Below are 20,058 nucleotides of genomic sequence, written 5' to 3'. Positions count from 1 at the left end.
TTCGGAGAAACTAAATGGCTACAGATTTAAACAGCCTTTTTCAAAAAGTTAAACAGCGTGATCCCAATCAGGCAGTTTTCCATCAGGCTGTAGAAGAAGTTTTTATGAGTCTTGAACCGTTTTTGGCCAATAATCCACGTTATACCCGCCAGGGCCTGCTTGAGCGTATCGTGGAGCCGGAGCGCGTGATTATGTTCCGTGTACCGTGGGTGGACGACAAAGGAGACGTGCAAGTTAACCGAGGATACCGTGTACAAATGAATTCGGCTATCGGCCCTTATAAAGGCGGTTTGCGTTTTCATCCAAGCGTTGATTTGGGCGTATTAAAATTTTTGGCATTTGAGCAAGTGTTTAAAAACGCGCTCACCACGCTGCCTATGGGCGGTGGCAAAGGAGGTGCCGACTTTGATCCGAAAGGTAAGAGTGATGCCGAAGTAATGCGCTTTTGCCAATCATTTATGACTGAATTGTTTCGCCATATCGGTCCGGATACCGACGTACCCGCAGGCGATATCGGCGTGGGTGCGCGCGAAATCGGTTATCTTTACGGCCAATATAAACGGTTGGCCAATGAGTTTACCTCTGTGTTGACGGGTAAAGGCCTGACTTACGGCGGTAGCCTGATCCGCCCGGAGGCCACAGGTTACGGCACGGTTTATTTTGCAGAAGCGATGCTGGCAACACGCAATGATAATTTGGCCGGTAAAACTGTTACCGTTTCCGGTTCGGGTAATGTTGCCCAATATGCTTGCGAAAAATTGCTCCAACGTGAAGCCAAAGTGTTGACCGTATCCGACTCGGCAGGCTTCGTACATTTCCCCGAGGGTATGACGGAAGCCCAATTGAAAGCCTTGATGGAGCTGAAAAACGAGCGTCGCGAGCGTCTTTCCGTATATGCTCAAGAGCAAGGTTTGCCGTATTTTGAAGGGGAGCGTCCATGGCGTGTTCCGTGCGATATTGCTCTGCCTTGCGCCACTCAAAACGAATTGGATGAGAAAGATGCCGCCGTATTGTTGTCGAACGGCTGTTTCTGTGTGGCAGAGGGGGCGAATATGCCCAGCACTATGGGAGCGGTGGAAGTATTTGTTAAAGCCCGTATCCTGTATGCGCCCGGTAAAGCCAGCAATGCGGGCGGTGTAGCCACTTCAGGTTTGGAAATGAGCCAAAATGCCTTGCGTCTTTCATGGCCGGCAGATCAGGTGAACAACCGCTTGCACACCATTATGACTGATATCCACGAAGCTTGTTTGCGCTACGGCAAAGATGATGGTGGTTATGTGAATTATGTAAACGGTGCCAATATTGCCGGTTTTGTCAAAGTGGCCGATGCCATGCTGGCACAAGGTGTTGTATAAGTGTAGTTTTGGTTTATTCGTAGAAATGCCGTCTGAAAATTTTCAGACGGCATTTTTATATTTGCCGTTACTTGTCGGATAAAAGCTGAATTTTTTGTCAGTACCAAAAAGGAGCTGCTATTGTTTTCCGGGAAAAGTAGACTTTGATTGCTATCGACCAATCAAAGAAATGTATGGATGACGGTTTTATAGGTGCATTTAGGCAGATTGGTTTGGGTGTTGCATTCAAGTGCGGTGGCGATGCCGTCTGAAAACTAGGGTGTTGCCGTATGAATGTTTATAACACTTGATATTAATATTGTATAGCTGATGTGTTGTTTTAAGATCCGGTGCATTTTAAGGATCGGCTCTTAATTGCTTTACCGCTCGTTTTCAAAGTTTGCCTTCGAAACATGTTCCCAAGCTTCGGCCAGTAGGGCAGGGTTGTTAGGCTTGAGCATCTCAGCGTCCGAAAGAATACGCCGCCAAGTCCGAGCTCCTTTGAGACCGTGCATCAGACCGAGATAATGCCGGGCCATGTGGCGCAGAATGGTGCCGCGCCCAGTAGAGATTTGTGCGGCGGCATATGTTTGCAGTTTGGTGACCAATTCGGCATGACTGATACCCTCTGTATCGCTACCGTAGAAAAGCTTATCCCAATCGCGCATCAGCATAGGATTATGATAGGCTTCGCGCCCGACCATCACGCCGTCAACATGCTGCAAATGCTCGCTGATTTGTTGATTGGTGGTGATGCCGCCGTTGATGATAATTTCCAAATGAGGAAATTCTTGTTTGAGCCGGTAAACGTAATCGTATTTCAGCGGTGGGATTTCACGGTTTTCTTTGGGCGATAAACCGTCCAGCCAAGCATTACGGGCATGTACGATGTAGGTGGTGCAGGCGGTGCGCTCGTGTAAGGTTCCGACAAAATCGGCCACGACTTGATAGTCTGTTTGGCGGTCGACACCGATGCGGTGTTTGACGGTGATGCTGCAATCGGGGGCGGCATCCTGCATGGCATTGAGGCAGTCGGCCACCAATAAGGGTTCGTTCATCAGGCAGGCTCCGAACGCGCCTTTTTGAACGCGCGGGCTGGGGCATCCGCAATTGAGGTTGATTTCATCATAGCCATATGCGGCTGCCTTAGCGGCCGCCTTGGCCAAATCGGCAGGTTCGCTGCCGCCTAATTGCAAAGCAACGGGGTTTTCGCATTCGTCTTTCAACAAAAAGCGGACAGGATCCCCGTGAATAACCGCTCCGGCATTAATCATCTCGGTGTAGAGCCATGTATGGCGCGTAATCTGACGGGCCATATAGCGGTAATGGCGGTCGGTCCAGTCGAGCATGGGGGCAACCGATAATCGGCGCGTACCTTTGTAATCAATAGCTAAATTGTTTTTATTGGTTTTTTCTGGTGTTTCCATACGTTTTATTTTGTACTTTGTGCTTTTTTTATATATTCGGCGGCAACATACATATAATGTTACAAGCAATGATGGGGCAAATGCGGGTAGTTTAAGCCCGGCCGATTCGAGAAGCGTTATTTAAGAGCAAAATGATTCATTACGGCAAATATTTGAAATCAGTAAAGCCGCTTATTATAGCGGATTTTGGATAGGCTCTGCGAAGTGGAAAAGATGGCGGCCGGAACTGATTTTCGCCGCAACAATGTGTGGTTTTCGGTTACAATACGCGCTTGAAATTCCAGATGCGGAAAGATGATGAAAGAACATAAGGCCCGCAAGCGTTTCGGGCAGAATTTTTTGCAAGATACGCGCATTATCAGTGATATCGTAAACGCAGTACGCCCGCAGCCGGATGATGTGGTAATCGAAATCGGCCCCGGGTTGGCGGCAATTACCGAGCCGTTGGCGAAAAAATTGAACCGTCTGCATGTCATCGAAATTGACCGAGATATTATCAAACGTTTGAAAACGCTCCCGTTTGCCGATAAGTTGGTGATTCATGAGGGAGACGTTCTTGCTTTTGATTTTCACAGCGTGCCGGGTAAAAAGAAAATCGTCGGCAACCTGCCCTATAATATTTCGACACCTTTGCTGTTTCGTTTGAGCGAAGTGGCGGATGATGTATACGACATGCATTTTATGCTGCAAAAAGAGGTGGTGGAGCGCATGGTGGCGGAGCCTAAAAGTAATGATTACGGCCGCTTAAGCGTGATGCTTCAGTATTTTTTCGATATGGAATATTTGCTGGATGTACCGCCCGAGTCGTTCGATCCTGCTCCTAAAGTCGATTCGGCAGTCGTTCGGATGATTCCCCAGCCGGGACGTTTGGGAGTAGCGGCGGATTTCGGGCATTTTGGCAAATTGGTAAAAGCGGCTTTCGCACAGCGGCGGAAAACCATACGTAATAATCTGAAAGACATGGCAACTGATGAGGATTTGGCCGCCGTTGGTATCAATCCGCAAGACAGAGCCGAGCATGTGAAGCCGGAATTATATGTGGCGTTAAGCAACTATTTGTTGAATAAGGCCGTCTGAACAGTTGGAAGAACAAAGAGCAATGATTAAATTTAAGAACGTACACAAGTATTTTAAAGATTTGCATGTTATTAACGGCGTAAATCTTGAAGTAAAACAAGGCGAAGTAGTCGTAGTGTGCGGCCCTTCGGGCAGCGGCAAATCAACACTTATCCGTACCGTGAACCAGCTTGAGCAAATTCAGGAGGGGGAAATCTGGGTAGACGGCGTGAATGTTGCCGATGCCAAAACCGATTTGAATAAGGTTCGTGCCGAAGTAGGTTTCGTATTTCAAAGTTTTAACCTCTACCCTCATTTAACGGTGTTGGAGAATATTATTCTTTCTCCGATGAAAGTGAAAAAGCTTAGCCGTGAAGAGGCAGAGAAAAAAGCCATCGAACTTTTGAAACGTGTCGGCTTGGAGCATAAAAAAGACGCTATGCCGGCTCAGCTTTCGGGCGGGCAGCAGCAGCGTGTGGCTATTGCACGCGGCTTGGCAATGGAGCCGCGGGTAATGTTGTTTGACGAGCCTACCTCCGCACTCGATCCTGAAATGGTGGGAGAAGTATTGCGCGTTATGAAAGATTTGGCCTTAAGCGGTATGACCATGATGTGTGTGACCCACGAAATGGGCTTTGCCCGCGAGGTGGCGGATCGGGTGATTTTTGTTGACCACGGCCAAATCCTCGAAGATGCCGTGCCTGAGGAATTTTTCAAAAATCCCAAAACCGAACGCGCCAAACAATTCTTGCAACAGGTAATGCATTAATAAAGAAAGCAGTGCACTCAAACCTGTTTCGGTATGTTCTGTTTTAATAATGCCGTCTGAAAAGCTTTCAGACGGCATTATTTGTAAGCTTTGGGTGTGAAATGTGCCAATCTTTTGCAAATTCGCCCCTAGAGGGTGCTAATCGGGTAAAATGCTTTTCTTGTTTAACTGGTTGTCTGTGATGTATGGCTACTGAAAAAAAATCCACAATGAAATATTGGCTGCTGGCGGCAGCGGCTATCGTATTAGACCAAATTACCAAAATCACCGTACTGGAGCGTTTTGAATTTGCCGAACGGTTGAATATCATTCCTAATTTTTTCGATTTAACGTTGGTATACAACACCGGTGCGGCATTCAGCTTCTTGGCCGAGGCTGGCGGTTGGCAAAAATATTTTTTCTTGGCCTTAGCGGTGCTCGTGTGTGCGTATTTGGCGAGAGCTATTGTAAAAGATGAATTCGGCTGTCGCGGAAAATTGGGTGCGGCGATGATTATAGGTGGCGCGCTGGGTAATGTGATTGACCGAATGCTTCACGGCCATGTAATCGATTTTTTACTTTTTTACTGGCAAAACTGGTATTACCCCGCATTTAACGTTGCGGATAGTTTTATTTGTGTGGGCGCGGTTCTTTTGGTTTTAGACGGATTTAAGCATAAACAAGAGCCGGAAAAAAACGCTTAAATATTATAGATGGGCCGTCTGAAAGCCTGATATTTATCCGATTACAGAGAAATACAAATGACAACAAATAAAACCATTATGCTGGCTAATCCTCGCGGCTTTTGTGCGGGAGTAGACCGTGCCATCAGTATTGTTGAGCGTGCGCTTGAAGAGTTCGGCGCACCGATTTACGTGCGCCACGAAGTAGTTCATAACAAATTCGTAGTGGATAACCTGCGTGAAAAAGGTGCCGTTTTTATTGAGGATTTGGCGGACGTGCCACCTGGTGCTACCCTGATTTATTCTGCGCACGGTGTGTCGAAGGCCGTTCAAAATGAAGCGGCCGAACGCGGTTTCCGCGTATTCGATGCTACTTGTCCGCTTGTTACGAAAGTACATAAAGAAGTTGCCCGTTTGGATGCGCAGGGCTATCAGATTATTATGATTGGCCATAAGGGTCATCCCGAAGTAGAGGGAACGATGGGCCAACTGCCACCCGGGCATATGCTGTTGGTGGAAACCGTAGAAGATGTGGCTTCATTGGAGGTGGTGGATACTGACAAACTCTCGCATGTGAGCCAAACAACACTTTCGGTAGACGAAACCAAGGATATTATTGATGCGTTGAAAGCACGGTTCCCGAATATCCGCAGCCCGCATAAAGAAGATATCTGCTATGCCACAACCAACCGTCAAGAGGCCGTTAAGGCTTTGGCTCAAGATTGTGACGTAGTGGTGGTGGTGGGCTCGCCCAATTCTTCCAACAGCAACCGGTTGCGCGAAGTGGCCGCTTTGCGTGGTGTGGATGCCTATATGGTTGATAATGCAAGTTATCTGAGGCCCGAATGGTTTGAAGGTAAGCGTAAAGTGGGTATTACCGCAGGCGCATCGGCCCCCGAAGTGTTGGTGCAGGAAGTTGTGGCTAAGATAGACGGCTGGGGTTTTAATGCCGTGCGCGAAGGCGAAGGGGTAGAAGAGAATATTATCTTTGTATTGCCCAAAGAGTTGCGCAAAGATTAAATGTAACTGCAAGTATTATGTCCGGTTTGTTATCAGGCCGACAGTATTTTCTTCTGCGCCGGCTTGTCCGGCGTTTTTATCACGACAATATGGTTTAGTGGCGGATTTGGATAACAAATAACGCTATAATGTAACAATCTTGATAGGCCGTCTGAAAAGATTATGAACTCGGTAAAGCACAATATTCTCGAACAAGCCAAACGCACGGGCGGGCAGGTAACTGCTTTACGCGAACAAGTGCTTGATATTATTTTGCAGCAAAGCGGTGTTATCAAAGCCTACACCGTTTTGGCACAGATGCAGCAGCAAAGCGAGGGTGTTGTCGCACCGCCTACCGCTTACCGCGCATTGGATTTTTGGGCGGAGCAAGGTGTGCTGCATAAGGTCGCTGCGGTAAACGGTTATGTATTGTGCAGTCATGCCCGCCACCAATGTGACCGCCATTGTCATGATGGTGGTAGTGCGGCGCGCCACAGTGCGTTTATTTTGGTGTGTACCGGGTGCGGCTCGGTAGACGAGCAAACTCTAAGCCGCGAATGGGCGGCTTTGTGCGAAGGTGTGGCTGCCAGCGGCTTTGCCTTGAAAGAAGAACACGTCGTATTAACAGGAATCTGCAAACAATGTCAGTGAAAAAAACCAAAGTACATTTGATTTCCGGCTTTTTGGGTACGGGTAAAACCACCGCATTGAAAAGCTTGATGGCGCAAAAAGACCCTGCCGAAAAATGGGTAATTATCGTCAACGAATTCGGTGAAATCGGTATTGATGGTGCCGTATTGAGTGATAACGGCATACCTGTCGCCGAAATAGCAGGAGGTTGTTTATGCTGTGTCGCAGGCCCTCAAATGAGCAATACGGTTCAAAAAATGTTGCGCGATACCGTCCCCGACCGCTTAATGATTGAGGCCAGCGGTTTGGCTCATGCCGCCAGTGTGATTGACGAGCTTAAAGCACCTCCTTTGGATCAGAGTTTGGAAATCGCTGCTGTATTTACCGTGGTTGATCCGCGTCAGTTTGTTAATCCTGATTACGCCATGCAGGCATTGTATAAAGACCAAATCGGCGTATGCGATATTTTGGTAGCGAGTAAAACCGATTTGTGTACACCCGAAACGATGGCTGAATTCCGCGAAAAAGCCGCCAAACTGTTTCCGCCTAAAGCTTTGGTAGCCGAGGTTGAAAACGCACAGATGGATATTGCCTGGCTGGACACGCCGGTAATTGAGAAATCACGTTACCGCCTTAAAGCATTGCCTGATAATACGATGGGCTTTCAGTCGCAAGGTTTCACATTTCCGGCAGGGCAAGACTTTGACGGTGAAAGACTGACCAACTTTTTCAACGATTTGCCTAAGATGACCGAAGGCTTGGTGCGTGCCAAAGGCGTATTCCAAGTATTGGGTACATGGGTATGGCTCAATTGGGTGGACGGGCAATGGGGCGCAAATCAGGTTTCGTGGCGGAGGGACAGTCGTTTCGAGCTGATTGCCAAATCGTTTGATGCCGATTTAATCGAGAAAAAACTTACCGAAGCTTTGGAATAAGCGAGGCAGCCTGCTCCAATGATGGGCAACAACTTTTCCATAGCATATTTAACAAAGCCGTCTGAAAACTATTTTTCAGACGGCTTTGTTAACGGAAAAGCAAGAAGTTTTTGAGGCGGATTGTGCAATGTTTTCGTATCGTTCATATAATCGTGTAAAGCATTGAAAAATTATGTGTCAAAGGATTTTCAGGTATTTATTTGTATTGACAAGCATCTTGACGCTTCATATAGTGCAAATATTCAGTGTTGTAATGATCTGGTAAATGTTATTGAAATAATTATTTTTAGATTCATTAATCCCTGAGTGAAAATCGGGTCAAGTTGCGGTAAACCGCTTGAATGGCCTTATGTAAAGTGCTTTTGATAAGGAGCCACCAAGATGTCTAAGTTTGAACTGAGCAAAAACGATGCAGGCCAATTTCACTTCAATTTTTTGGATGACAAAGATAAAACCATCCTGCGCAGTGAGCAATACAGTACGAAAGCCGCTGCACAAAACGGCATCGAATCAGTACGGAAAAACGCGGCGAACGAAGCACGTTATGAGCTAAAAGAAACCAGTTCAGGTAAATTTTATTTCAACCTCAAAGCAGCCAATGGTCAAGTTATCGGCAGCAGCAGTATGTATGCAAGCAGTGATGCTCGTGAAACTGCAATCGCCGTATTGAAAAGCGGAGCGGCCAATGCAGGTGTGGTAGAGGATATGTAACCGATTTTGTAAGCAGGTAAGGCCGTCTGAAATCACCATGATTTTCAGACGGCCTTGGTATGTAGGATTTGCCGTATTTCGCCATACAGCCTAATATCGGCTATAATCCGCCTATATATTGACCTAAGAAAGACAGACACTATGCCTCGTTTTTATCCGCATCCGATTATTGCCCGCGAGGGTTGGCCGTTTATTACCGCAGGGTTGGTTCTCAGTTTGCTGGTAACTGCCTGTGCCGGTTGGTGGTCGCTGCCGTTTTGGTTCTTTACCGTGTTTGCACTGCAATTTTTCCGTGATCCTGCACGAGATATTCCCCAAGAACCCGATGCAATCTTGGCACCTGCCGACGGCCGCATTGTAGTCGTCGGTAAAGCAACCGACCCCTATCGTCAGGTAGAGGCGTTGAAAATCAGCGTATTCATGAATGTTTTCAATGTACATTCGCAACGCTCGCCGGTAGACGGGGAAGTTACCCGCGTGCAATACCACCCGGGTCAGTTTTTGAACGCCGCTTTGGATAAAGCCAGTACCGATAATGAACGTAATGCCGTATTGGCAACGACTGCCAGCGGTCGCGAAATCACATTCGTACAAGTTGCCGGTTTGGTAGCACGCCGTATCTTATGCTATGTGAAAGTGGGCGATAAGTTAAATCGGGGTGGCCGTTACGGCTTTATCCGTTTCGGTTCGCGGGTAGATGTGTATTTGCCGCTGGATGCCGAACCTTTAGTCGCTATCGGTGATAAAGTCAGTGCCAGCAGCACCATTCTCGCCCGTTTGCCGTTGAGTACGCCTGAAGCTGCCGCTCCGCAGGCAGAGGTTGCTGCCGCCGAAGCCGGTTTGATGCCGATCGAAAGTGAGGAGGCTACCGATGCTGCCGAAGTTTCTGCCGAAAACGTTGAAGTGGCTGAAAAGCCCGAAGCAGCGGGCGAACAGGAAATGATTGAAGATGTGGCGGCCAAAGTGCAAGCAGCCGTAGACAAGCAGTTTGATAAATAATCCGGTTAATCATTGGAAACGGTTTTCAGACGGCCTGAAAACCGTTTTTTGTTTTATCTGGTAATGGTATATGATTAATACGGTTATGCTAATGCTTGATTGATAGCCGCCAAACAGGCTTGTTACAGATAATTGTTTTGTCTTTATCGGTATTGCGCCAAAGAAAGCAGGCCGCCTGAAAAAAAGGAAATATTTTGAGTCGAAAACCTTCTTTATTCCAAATCGACAAATCACTTAGCAAGCCCGAACGGGTTATGTTGGTAGGTGTGATGTTGAGTACCGATTATTCCGGTGCAAACGAAACGCGCGAGCGTGATTTTGAATCTGCCGTGGCAGAAGCTGCCGATTTGGTACACGCCACCGGCGGTGATTTGGTGCGGATAGAAACCGCAAAACGCGAACGGGCGCAGAGTGCTTTTTTTGTCGGTACGGGTAAAGCCGAAGAGCTGGCAGAGCAAGTTCGCCTGCATGAAATCGAGCTGGTGGTGTTTAACCACGAACTCACGCCCACCCAAGAGCGGAACTTGGAAAAAGTCCTGCAATGCCGTGTGTTGGATAGAGTAGGGCTGATTTTGGCTATTTTTGCCCAGCGGGCGCAAAGCCAAGAGGGTAAGTTGCAAGTCGAGCTGGCACAATTAAGCCATTTGAGTGGCCGTTTGGTACGCGGTTACGGGCATTTGCAAAGCCAAAGAGGCGGTATCGGCCTGAAAGGGCCGGGTGAAACACAGCTCGAAACCGACCGCCGTTTGATTAATGTCCGCATTACCGCACTGAAACGACAGCTGGAACAAGTGAAAAAACAACGTGCGACCCGCCGAAAATCCAGAATGTCGGGTAGCCTGCCCACGTTTGCATTGGTCGGTTATACCAATGCCGGAAAATCCAGCCTGTTTAACCGTCTCACCAAGGCTGATGTGCTGGCGAAAGACCAGCTTTTCGCCACGCTGGATACCACCGCACGGCGGCTTTATCTTTCGCCAGAGGCAAGCGTTATCCTTACCGATACGGTAGGTTTTGTACGCGATTTGCCGCACAAGCTGGTTTCTGCTTTCTCGGCAACGCTGGAGGAAACCGCTTTGGCCGATGTTTTGTTGCATGTAGTGGATATTTCCCATCCGCATTTCGAACGGCAGATGGATGATGTGAACGAGGTGCTGAAAGAAATCGGCGCACACGAGATCCCTCAATTGGTGGTCTATAACAAAATCGACCTGCTGCCTGGAAAAGCGCATCAAGCAGGCATATTGCGCGACCACGAAGGGCGTGCGGCGGCGGTTAATATTTCCGCAGTAAACGGTGATGGTTTGGATGATTTGCGTGTGGCTATGGTGGAGTATGTCGCACTAAAGCAGGATAGGAAGTAACTTCTATACCTCGAAAATATTGTTTATTGGGATAATATGTATGGCAGCTTTATTTTTATTGGTTTGTAGTAGTCGGTAGGCATAAGCCGTAGCCGAATATTTTCCTATCATAAAGGCCGTCTGAAAATATCGTTTTCAGACGGCCTTTATGATGATTGCGATATACGCGGCTTGCTTAATTTTCTTCTTCGTCGCCGTAGTATTTCACACCGATTTTAATCGGCGGGCGGCCTTGCGATTTGCGGTGGTGGTTGGTATCGCGCAGCGAGTAGGCGCAGCCGCAGTATTCTTGTTGGTAGAAGTGTTCGCGTTTGCTGATTTCAATCATGCGTGCGCTGCCGCCACCCTTGCGCCAGTTGTATTCCCAGTAGGTAAGGCCGGGGTATTTTTCGGCGGCGCGTACACCGCAATCGTTGATTTGGTTCATGTTTTTCCAGCGTGATATGCCCAAGCTGCTGGTGATGACGGGGAAACCGTTTTCATGGGCGTAGAGGGCGGTTCGCTCGAAACGCATATCGAAACACATGGTGCATCGGCGGCCGCGCTCGGGATCCATTTCCATACCTTTGGCGCGTTCGAACCAATTATCGACATCGTAATCGGCATCGATAAATGGAATACCGTGTTTTTCGGCAAAAGCGATATTTTCGTTTTTGCGGATTTCGTATTCTTTTTTGGGGTGGATATTGGGGTTGTAGAAATAGATAGTGAAGTCGATCCCAGAAGCCAGCATGGCTTCCATCACTTCGCCGGAGCAGGGGGCGCAGCAGGAGTGCAGCAGCACTTTTTTATGACCGCCGGGCGGAATCAGTGTGGGGCGTTCGAAAGCTTTTTCGTTGGTATTGTCGCTCATAATAGTGTGTGTTTCAGACGGCTTCGCAACCGTGCAAATAGGATAAAGGCCGTTATTTTAGCAGATTGCTATGTTAAGTGTTGTGTTATAAACCCATGGCGTGTTTGATTAGGCGGTTTTTCAGCGGAGCGGCGGCATTGACCAGATTCAGGCCGGTATTGCGCAGCCAAGGCAGGGCGGGCAGATTTTGTTCGCCGAAAAGTTTGAACAAGCCGTCGCAGCCGAGCTGCATGGTGCGGACGGGCTCAAGGCGGTTTTGCGCGTAGCGTTTCAGCACTTGGTGTGCGCCGATATCAGGCAGACCGTTGCTGATTTTGGCAAATTCGATAACATCGCCGAAGCCGAGATTCACACCTTGGCCGGCCAGCGGATGGATGGTATGGGCGGCATCGCCTATCAGCATAATCCTTTGGGCAATGGTACTTTCGGGACGGCGGAGAATTAGATTGAAGGCGAAGGCGGGTGAAAGCAGGGAAAGCTGCCCGAGAGCATATTCTCCTTGGCGGATAACGGCATCGGCCAATTCTTGGGGAGATAAGGCGGTGAGTTTTTCCGGTTCGGCAGTACTCCAAACAATGGAGATTTTGTTGTCCGGCAGGGGCAGGTAGGCTAAAACCTCACCGTTTTTAAACCATTGGTAGGCCGTACCATGGTGGTTTTTTTCAGTGTGGAAGTTGGCGACTACGCCGTGATGGTTGTAGGCATCTTCACGCGTTTGGATACCTGCTTGATTGCGTACCCATGAATTGGCACCGTCTGCCCCGATAATCAGGCGGGTGTTGAGACATTGGCCGTTTTGCAGGGTCAGGATGGCTTTTTCGTTGTCGGTTTCTATAGCGGCGGCAGGCTCGCTGATGACGGGAATGCCTAGAGCCTCGATTTGCCGCCATAAGGCTGCAAGCAGCCAACGGTTTTCAGCGATGCTCGTGAGGCGTTCGGAATGGATATCCGCGGCATTGAATTCGATACGCCCGCCGTTGTCGCCGCGTACGTCCATACGGGCAACGGCTTGGATACGGCTTTCAGACGGCCATGCGCCGAGAGATTGCAAGAATGCTTGGTTGGCGGGGCTGATGGCATAAATACGCGCGTCCCACCCTTGTTGCAAAGTAATTTCATCGGTAGAGGGCGGGCGGATTTCTAGCAGGGCGACTTCGCGATTTTGGCGTTTGAGGGCAACGGCCATGGCTGCGCCGACTAATCCTCCGCCGATAATCAGGGTATCGTAAACAGTTTGCATCATCATCACTTTTCAGACGGCCTTGAGCTGCATATCCACATGCGGTATGCCGTCTTCAAGGTATTCTATGGAAACGGGTGTGAAACCTAATGATTTGTAAAAATCAATCAGGTAGCTTTGTGCCTGAATGGCAATTGCAGTTTGGGGCCAGCGGTTACGGCAGACGGCGATGGCCTGCTGCATCAGGTTTCGCGCCATGCCTTTACCTCTGTATTCGGGCGCGGTAACCACGCGGCCGATAGCGGGTATACCTTGGCTCGGGGGGAGGATACGGGCATAGGCGGCGAGCTGTTGGCCGTCTTGAATCAGAAGGTGTAGTGCTTGGAAATCTTTTTCACCGTCCGGATCTTGGTAGGGGCATTCTTGTTCGACAACAAACACGCGGCTGCGTAAGGCCAGTATGGCATATAGCTCGTGGATGCCGAGTTCGTAAAAGCAGCGCAAAACAGTTTGCATATTATCGGGCTTTCTTTAGATGTTTGCTTATAAACCGAAAATCAGCTGTTCGGTAAATTTTTTGCGGGCGGCAGGCAAACTGTCGAGCAGGCTCATGATGCCGCCGCGCCCGAGTTTGAGCAGGGCGTCGGGATGGTCGAACAGAGTAACCAGGCTATGGGTAAAGCCGACGATCGCATGGGCGTCGAGACGTCTCCGTGCAGCATATTGTTGCGCCAGTTGATTATTGTTAAGGTTGGGATTGCTGCCGAAACACTGAGCTAATGCAAGGGCATCACGTACGCCCAAATTCAGCCCTTGTGCGGCAACGGGGTGCATGGTTTGTGCGGCATTGCCGATACAGATGACGCGGCCGCTGTAAACTTTATTGAGCTGTTTGAGTTGCAGTGGGAACACTGCCGCATCTCCGCGTGCTTTCAGACGGCCTAAACGGTTGCCGAAAGCATTTTCGAATACCCGGGCGAAGTCGTCAAACGGCATATCCGCCAATGACCGGGCATCAGCGGGGGAACGTGTCCACACCAGCCGGTAGGCTTGGTGGTAGGGCAGTAGGGCAAAGGGGCCGTCATCGGCAAAGCGTTCGTATGCCGTACCGTTGTTGCCTTGCTCGAATTCCAAAGTGGTAACTAAGGCGGATTGGCGGTAATCGTAGCTGTGGCGGCGAAGGCCGGGAAGATTATCTGTAAGGTGGCCGCCTTCCGCCAGAATGACCCAATCGGCGGTGATGCTGTGGGTATGCCCGTTTTGTTCAATATCCAGTTCGGCAAAACGGCTGAGGGTGCGGACTTGCCGTACGGGCGTTTGCCATAAAATACGTAATTGTTGGGCAGACAGCGCATCGGTGCATGCTTGCATAATCACGGCGTAATCAACAGTACGTCCTAAGGCTGCGACGCCCATATCTTCAGCACGCAAGAGGGTGCGGCCAAATACGCCTTGTTGTGAAATGTGTACGTCGGTAATGGGCGTACCCTCTGCCGATGAGAGTTTTACGCCTGCATCTTCGAAAGCGCGCACGCTGTTAAATGATAAAGCCAGTGTCCGCCTGTCGCGGATGACCGCATTTTGGGGCCTTGCTTCTACCAATAATACCTGATGCCCTGAACGCTGTAATGCCAAGGCCGCCAATACGCCCACCGGGCCTGCGCCGATAACGGCAATTTGGGTATGAGTGGGAATAGTTTGCATAATTTGGTGCCTCGGGTTTCAGATGGCCTTTATTTTAGCGGATTTACAGCGGCGGTTAAACGGCTGGATAGTGGTTGCGTAAAAGATACTGCTAGGTTGTTTTATTTGATTTTGAACGTTTTTTGCCACACAACACTGGTTTTAATATTAATGTAAAGATTAGGCCGGTATTGGCGAGTGTTATAGGCTATGAAATTAAAGCGATATTTTTATTTTGTGTATGCGGTTCGGGTATCAATATCCCCTTGTAAGCCGAAATATCCGTTTATATTTAAATAGGTAAAAACGGCGACCGATGAGAGAAATAGCTTGCTTAGGGCATACGAATGAGGTAGAAACCAACTTGTCTGTTTACGATTCATAACAAAATTATAAATATTTTGTATTTATGTTAATAATGTTGTGGGGAATAAATAGATAACGGCAATTGAAGCCGTTACCGGACCCCGAAACGGATTTAGGGGCGTCAATATTCATTTTTTAGGAAAAGAGAGCATTATGTTGGAATTCGTTAATATGCTCAACGGATGGGTTTGGAGCCCTGCGCTGATTTATTTGTGCTTGGGGGTGGGATTGTATTTTTCTATCCGTACCCGTTTTTTACAATTACGCCACTTACGGCAAATGATCAAATTGCTGTTTGACGGTAAAAGTAGTGATGAAGGTGTTTCATCGTTTCAGGCTTTGGCTATGTCGCTGGCAGGGCGTGTCGGCACGGGTAATATTGCCGGTGTTGCAACCGCTATTACTTTCGGTGGTCCGGGTGCTTTGTTTTGGATGTGGGTGGTGGCGTTTTTAGGTGCCAGCACGGCATTTATCGAGTCTGCATTGGGACAAATTTATAAAGAAAAGCAAGACGGCGAATACAGGGGCGGTCCGGCTTATTATTTTGAAAAAGGCTTGGGGCAGACTTGGTACGGTATTTTGTTTGCTGTCTCGGCTATTTTGGCATGTGGTTTGCTGCTGCCGGGCGTGCAGGCTAATTCGATTGCCGATAGTATGAGCAATGCTTTGGATGTGCCCCAATCGGTTACTGCCGCCATTATCGCCATTTTGTTAGGCTTCATTATTTTCGGCGGCGTAAAACGTATCGCCAAAGCGGCAGAAATTATCGTTCCCTTTATGGCTTTGGCTTATATTATTGTGGCAGTGGTGATTGTGTTGTTGCATATCCATGATTTGCCAAAAGTACTTACACTGATTTTTGAATCCGCTTTCGGCTTGCATGCAGGATTTGGTGCCATGATCGGTTTGGCAATCCAATGGGGTGTGAAACGCGGTGTATACTCAAATGAGGCGGGCCAAGGTACCGGACCGCATCCTGCGGGTGCCGCGAATGTGAGCCATCCGGCCAAACAGGGTTTGGTACAAGCTTTTTCAGTATATATCGATACCTTGTTTGTGTGCTCGGCTACAGGTTTTATGTTGCTGGTTACCGGTATGTATAACGTTGTAAAACCTGATGGTTCGGGTTTTGTGTACCAAGGTGTTCCCAGTTCGAGCATTCAGGCCGGCGCAGGTTATACGCAAACCGCTATGGAAAGTATTATGCCCGGCTTCGGCTCTGTTTTCGTGGCATTGGCATTGTTTTTCTTTGCCTTTACGACGATTATGGCTTATTACTATATCGCCGAAACCAATATCAAATATCTAAGTAGCAAAATTAAAATGGATTGGGCGATTACGTTACTGAAAATTGGCATCATTGTAGTAGTGGTATACGGTAGCGTGAAAACAGCGGAATTGGCTTGGGGCTTGGGTGACTTGGGCGTCGGCTTGATGGCTTGGCTGAACATTATCGGTATTCTGTTCCTGCAAAAGCCTGCTTTGGCTTGTTTGAAAGACTACGAGCGTCAGTTGAAAGAGGGTAAGGATCCGATGTATGTTCCCGAAGAAAATGGCGTACATTTAAATACCGAGCTGTGGGCAGAGATCCGCCGTAAGTTTACCCAACAGGCCGATTCTTCTAAAGACAATAAATAATCAATTTTCTGTTGTAAGTTGTAATCTGCAATCCCGCCGGATAAATACGGCGGGATTTTTCATGAATGTTTTGGGTGAAGAAAAAGAGATGTTTGGTTTGCTCCAACCGATTATTTGTGCGGATATGATTTTATGCCGTCTGAAAATCGAGTAAGCGGTTGATATTGTTTTCAGTGTGTTCGGCCAGTTCAGCTAAAGAAATTCCGCGTAGGAGCGCTACAGTTTCGGCAATACGGCGCAGATTGGCGGGTGTGTTGGTTTGTTTAGGGAGCATAAAGGGGCTGTCGGTTTCAAGAACAATATGCTCGAGAGAAAGTTCGGTTGCCGCTTGCCGGGCTTTTTTTGCATTGGGATTGAGTAAAAGTGAGCCGATTCCGATTAAGAGGCCGCAATCTATCAGGCGGCGGGCTTCTTCCAAGCTGCCGGAAAAGGCATGGGCAATCCCGCCGTAACTGTAGCGTGCGGTTTTGAGTGCAGAAACCAAAGCTTCTGTGGATTTTAGGTTATGTAGAATCACAGGGCGGCGGTATTGCCCGGCTAATTCGAGCTGGTGTCGCAGTAGTTCGGTTTGCCGCTGACGTGCGTTCGTATCAGGGCTTCCATATTGGAAATCCAGCCCGATTTCACCTACAAGTGCATAGGGGTATTTTCTAAGTAGTTTTTCGAGCTGTTGCAGGTGGTCGGGTAAGGTACTATTCGTAAACCAAGGATGAATGCCGAAAGCGGTATGAATTTGCGGATATATGTTGAGAGTGGCGACGGAATTAAAATCACCGTGATGGGTAGCGGGAACGATAAAGCGGCAAATACCGGCTTCCGCCGCTTGCTGCATAACGGTATCCAGTTTGGGTAATATTGCTTTGTCTGCAAGATGGCAGTGAGAGTCGGTAAACATATCAAATGCTTAACTGGGGGTGAATGTTTCAGCCTTTGAAAAAGGCCGTTACGGTCAGCATACCCAGCAATGTGAGTAGTAGGGAACCGAAAAGATGCAGGGAGATAGTTGTAAATGCAGCCATCCAACGATGCATTTGCAGCATATTGATGATTTCGAGCGAAAAACCTGAAAAAGTAGTCAAACTACCGAGAAAGCCGGTTATTAGTAGTAGCCGCCATTGCGGAGGAAGCAAATCGGTATATTGTATGAGTGCGGCAGCGATACCGATTATATAGGCGCCGATCCAATTGGCCGCCAAGGTGCCTAGCGCCAGGTACGAAAGCGTATCAGCAAGCCACAAACCCAAGGCCCAGCGTATTACGGCGCCGGTTGCGGCACCGGTGGAAATGAGGAGGAGATTGGTCAATATAGGCATGGTATGGGATAAATAATAGGCAACCGCTTACGGCTGCCTATTTTAGCGCACTATGCAAATGTATAGAAACGCAGTTTGTTTGCTTTTGTTGAAAACAACCTGCAATTATCAGCGTTCTAAATGCAGAAACTGCATATGCCGTTCATACTGGCTCAGAATATCGATGATAATTTGCTCTTTGGTATAGCCGACAATGTCATAATCTTGGCTGCCTTCGCTTAGGAAAACTTCGGCACGGTAGTATTTTTCCTGCTCTTTCGAGGGCGATAAATTACCTGCTTGCCCTAGGGCGAAAACCGGTTTAATGGCTTCGACCAAACGAACCTCATACAGAAAATCAACCTCTTCGCCGTGCAGTACTTCAAGTTTGAGGCGGTGGTTGGTTTTATCTTGCGAGAGGCGGGAGTCAATACCTTTGTTTTGCAGTTCGTGTGCCACTTCAAGCATGGCGGGTTGTAAGGTTTTTACTATAAAACGTAATGCGGTTTTGGCGCTTGGGAAGTTAACCAAGCGGTTAAGCCGATTGCGCCAGTTTTGGCCGTTATCCAGTACGAAAGCTTTATCCACTTGGTTGGCTTTTCGTTTGTTGCCTTCTTGGCGCAGGCTTTTCCACATGGAAACCATATACACTACCAGAATCAGAGAGAAGGGCAATCCTGCCACAACAGATACAGATTGCAAGGATGAGAAACCGCCTGCAAAGAGAAGGCCGAGTGTAATGAGTCCGGTAGCGGCAGCCCAAAACAAGCGCAGCCAAATCGGGGCATCGGTATCGTTGGAAAGGTTTTTCGAGCTTAAATTGGCTAAAACTAATGCACCCGAGTCGGCGGAGGTAACGAAGAAGATCAGCCCGATAATCACACCCAAGGTAGACCAAAGAGTGGCCATCGGATAATGTTCAAACAGTAAAAACATGCCCATTGCAGGCTCTTCGCTCGCCATTTTGGCCAAATCGGCTGCTTGCCCGCTATTGACTAAGTCGATGGCGCTGTTGCCGAAAATAGAGAACCACGCAAAGATAAAGCCGAGAGGGATAAACATTACGCCGAACACAAATTCGCGCAAGGTACGCCCGCGTGAAATACGGGCGATGAACAGACCGACAAACGGTGCCCACGCCACCCACCATGCCCAAAAGAAGATGGTCCACCAAGATTTCCATTCCGCGCCTTTTTCTCCTTCGTAAGCATAAACTTGAAAAGTTTTATTGACGATGTTTTGGAAGTAATAGCCGATGTTGTCGACCAAGCCGTTGAGCAGGAAGACGGTGGGACCCATCACCAGTAGAGCAATCAATAGCCCGGTGGCGCCAAGCATATTGATTTCGGACAAACGGCGGACGCCTTTTTCTACGCCCGACATAGCCGACAAGCCGGCTGCAATCACGACACTGATAATAATAGCCGTCTGAACCGTTTTACTGGTTTCGATACCGAAAACATGAGTGAGGCCGGCATTGGCTTGTAATACGCCGATACCCAAACTGGTAGCGATACCCAGTAAGGTACATACTACCCCGAAAATATCTACGGTATTACCCAGCCAGCCATTTGCATAACGTGCGCCGAATACCGGTACTAATGCGCTGCGCAGCGCGAGCGGCATATTTTTGCGGTAGGCGAAATAAGCCAAGGCCATACCTATTAGTGCGTAAATACCCCACCCGTGCAAGCCCCAGTGTAGAAAGGTTTGCGCCATAGCCGCACGTGCGGCTGCGGGTGTGCCGCCTTCGCCGATATTGGGGGTGAGGTAATGGGTGAGCGGTTCGGAAACGCCGAAAAACAACAGATCAATACCGATGCCTGCTGAGAAAAGCATGGCTGCCCAAGCAAGAAAGGGGAAGTCGGGTTTGTCTTGGTCTTGTCCGAGTTTGATGTCGCCGTAGCGGGAAAAACCGACAAATAGAGAAAAAATACCGTAAGCGGCCACAACCAGCATGTAGTACCAGCCGAAGTGGTCGGACACCCAGCGTAAAGAATTGCCCAAAACGGCTTCGCCGGCTGCTGGAAATAAGATGGTAAATAAAATCAGCGCGATTGTTAGTGCAGAAGAGGCAAGGAAAACGGTTTTGTTGACTTGTAACGTTTGTCCTGTGCCGGTTGGCTGGCTATTGTGCATAGCTAATCCTCCTTATATGTG

19 protein-coding genes are annotated in these 20,058 nt (G+C 48.5%); 11 read left to right on the top strand and 8 right to left on the bottom strand.

What is annotated here, in order from left to right; all coding sequences use genetic code 11:
* The first annotated feature begins 14 nt into the window (after nucleotides 1-14).
* Nucleotides 15-1,355: an NADP-specific glutamate dehydrogenase gene (gene gdhA, locus LVJ86_RS08090; protein ID WP_047760385.1), complete on the top strand. Its 1,341-nt coding sequence runs from the start codon at nucleotides 15-17 to the stop codon at nucleotides 1,353-1,355.
* A 359-nt stretch (nucleotides 1,356-1,714) separates the two neighbouring features.
* Here gdhA and dusA read toward each other — a convergent pair whose 3' ends face one another.
* Nucleotides 1,715-2,761: a tRNA dihydrouridine(20/20a) synthase DusA gene (gene dusA, locus LVJ86_RS08085; RefSeq protein WP_047760384.1), complete on the bottom strand. Its 1,047-nt coding sequence runs from the start codon at nucleotides 2,759-2,761 to the stop codon at nucleotides 1,715-1,717.
* A gap of 297 nt (nucleotides 2,762-3,058) precedes the next feature.
* On the opposite strand from dusA, the gene rsmA reads away from it, so the two are divergent.
* From rsmA to hflX, 9 genes are all read left to right on the top strand, one after another.
* A complete protein-coding gene (gene rsmA, locus LVJ86_RS08080; RefSeq protein ID WP_047760383.1) occupies nucleotides 3,059-3,838 on the top strand; it encodes a 16S rRNA (adenine(1518)-N(6)/adenine(1519)-N(6))-dimethyltransferase RsmA in 780 nt (259 codons plus the stop codon).
* Nucleotides 3,839-3,860: 22 nt separating this feature from the next.
* The gene (locus LVJ86_RS08075) at nucleotides 3,861-4,586 is read left to right on the top strand and encodes an amino acid ABC transporter ATP-binding protein (protein WP_047760382.1); all 726 of its coding nucleotides are present in this window, start codon (nucleotides 3,861-3,863) and stop codon (nucleotides 4,584-4,586) included.
* A gap of 185 nt (nucleotides 4,587-4,771) precedes the next feature.
* Nucleotides 4,772-5,269: a signal peptidase II gene (gene lspA, locus LVJ86_RS08070; RefSeq protein ID WP_047760381.1), complete on the top strand. Its 498-nt coding sequence runs from the start codon at nucleotides 4,772-4,774 to the stop codon at nucleotides 5,267-5,269.
* A 57-nt stretch (nucleotides 5,270-5,326) separates the two neighbouring features.
* Nucleotides 5,327-6,268, top strand: coding sequence for a 4-hydroxy-3-methylbut-2-enyl diphosphate reductase (gene ispH / locus LVJ86_RS08065; RefSeq protein ID WP_047760380.1), 942 nt, complete (start codon nucleotides 5,327-5,329; stop codon nucleotides 6,266-6,268).
* Between the two features lie 162 nt (nucleotides 6,269-6,430).
* Nucleotides 6,431-6,898: a Fur family transcriptional regulator gene (locus LVJ86_RS08060; protein WP_047760379.1), complete on the top strand. Its 468-nt coding sequence runs from the start codon at nucleotides 6,431-6,433 to the stop codon at nucleotides 6,896-6,898.
* The gene (locus tag LVJ86_RS08055) at nucleotides 6,889-7,812 is read left to right on the top strand and encodes a CobW family GTP-binding protein (protein ID WP_047760378.1); all 924 of its coding nucleotides are present in this window, start codon (nucleotides 6,889-6,891) and stop codon (nucleotides 7,810-7,812) included. Before LVJ86_RS08060 ends, LVJ86_RS08055 begins: the two co-directional genes overlap by 10 nt.
* Before the next feature lie 381 nt (nucleotides 7,813-8,193).
* Complete coding sequence (locus LVJ86_RS08050) at nucleotides 8,194-8,523, top strand: YegP family protein (RefSeq protein WP_047760377.1); 330 nt, start codon at nucleotides 8,194-8,196, stop codon at nucleotides 8,521-8,523.
* Nucleotides 8,524-8,664: 141 nt separating this feature from the next.
* The gene (locus LVJ86_RS08045; protein WP_047760376.1) at nucleotides 8,665-9,522 is read left to right on the top strand and encodes a phosphatidylserine decarboxylase; all 858 of its coding nucleotides are present in this window, start codon (nucleotides 8,665-8,667) and stop codon (nucleotides 9,520-9,522) included.
* A gap of 254 nt (nucleotides 9,523-9,776) precedes the next feature.
* Entirely contained in the window at nucleotides 9,777-10,886 is a 1,110-nt protein-coding gene (gene hflX, locus LVJ86_RS08040; protein ID WP_047760375.1) for a GTPase HflX, read from the top strand.
* A gap of 175 nt (nucleotides 10,887-11,061) precedes the next feature.
* Here hflX and LVJ86_RS08035 read toward each other — a convergent pair whose 3' ends face one another.
* From LVJ86_RS08035 to LVJ86_RS08020, 4 genes are all read right to left on the bottom strand, one after another.
* Nucleotides 11,062-11,739 (bottom strand): epoxyqueuosine reductase QueH, encoded by a 678-nt coding sequence (locus LVJ86_RS08035; RefSeq protein WP_047760374.1) that lies wholly within the window; start codon nucleotides 11,737-11,739, stop codon nucleotides 11,062-11,064.
* An 85-nt stretch (nucleotides 11,740-11,824) separates the two neighbouring features.
* Entirely contained in the window at nucleotides 11,825-12,985 is a 1,161-nt protein-coding gene (locus LVJ86_RS08030; RefSeq protein WP_152667027.1) for a UbiH/UbiF family hydroxylase, read from the bottom strand.
* 6 nt (nucleotides 12,986-12,991) lie between these two features.
* On the bottom strand, nucleotides 12,992-13,435 hold the full coding sequence (locus LVJ86_RS08025) for a GNAT family N-acetyltransferase (RefSeq protein WP_047760373.1): 444 nt from the start codon (nucleotides 13,433-13,435) through the stop codon (nucleotides 12,992-12,994).
* 27 nt (nucleotides 13,436-13,462) lie between these two features.
* Nucleotides 13,463-14,623 (bottom strand): FAD-dependent monooxygenase, encoded by a 1,161-nt coding sequence (locus tag LVJ86_RS08020; RefSeq protein ID WP_047760372.1) that lies wholly within the window; start codon nucleotides 14,621-14,623, stop codon nucleotides 13,463-13,465.
* Nucleotides 14,624-15,121: 498 nt separating this feature from the next.
* Between LVJ86_RS08020 and LVJ86_RS08015 the strand changes: the two genes are divergently transcribed.
* Entirely contained in the window at nucleotides 15,122-16,606 is a 1,485-nt protein-coding gene (locus LVJ86_RS08015; RefSeq protein ID WP_047760371.1) for an alanine/glycine:cation symporter family protein, read from the top strand.
* A gap of 130 nt (nucleotides 16,607-16,736) precedes the next feature.
* Here LVJ86_RS08015 and LVJ86_RS08010 read toward each other — a convergent pair whose 3' ends face one another.
* The 3 genes from LVJ86_RS08010 to betT all read right to left on the bottom strand — a co-directional run bounded on the left by LVJ86_RS08010 (nucleotide 16,737) and on the right by betT (nucleotide 20,037).
* Nucleotides 16,737-17,501: a TatD family hydrolase gene (locus tag LVJ86_RS08010; RefSeq protein ID WP_047760370.1), complete on the bottom strand. Its 765-nt coding sequence runs from the start codon at nucleotides 17,499-17,501 to the stop codon at nucleotides 16,737-16,739.
* Between the two features lie 28 nt (nucleotides 17,502-17,529).
* Entirely contained in the window at nucleotides 17,530-17,913 is a 384-nt protein-coding gene (gene crcB, locus LVJ86_RS08005; protein ID WP_152667029.1) for a fluoride efflux transporter CrcB, read from the bottom strand.
* A gap of 114 nt (nucleotides 17,914-18,027) precedes the next feature.
* Nucleotides 18,028-20,037, bottom strand: coding sequence for a choline BCCT transporter BetT (gene betT, locus LVJ86_RS08000; protein WP_047760368.1), 2,010 nt, complete (start codon nucleotides 20,035-20,037; stop codon nucleotides 18,028-18,030).
* Between the last annotated feature and the right edge of the window lie 21 nt (nucleotides 20,038-20,058).

The sequence above is a fragment of the Neisseria arctica genome, from assembly GCF_022870905.1.
GTDB classification, from domain to species: domain Bacteria; phylum Pseudomonadota; class Gammaproteobacteria; order Burkholderiales; family Neisseriaceae; genus Neisseria; species Neisseria arctica.
Note: the sequence above shows the minus strand (reverse complement) of the source record. Positions and strands in the feature narration are given on the sequence as shown.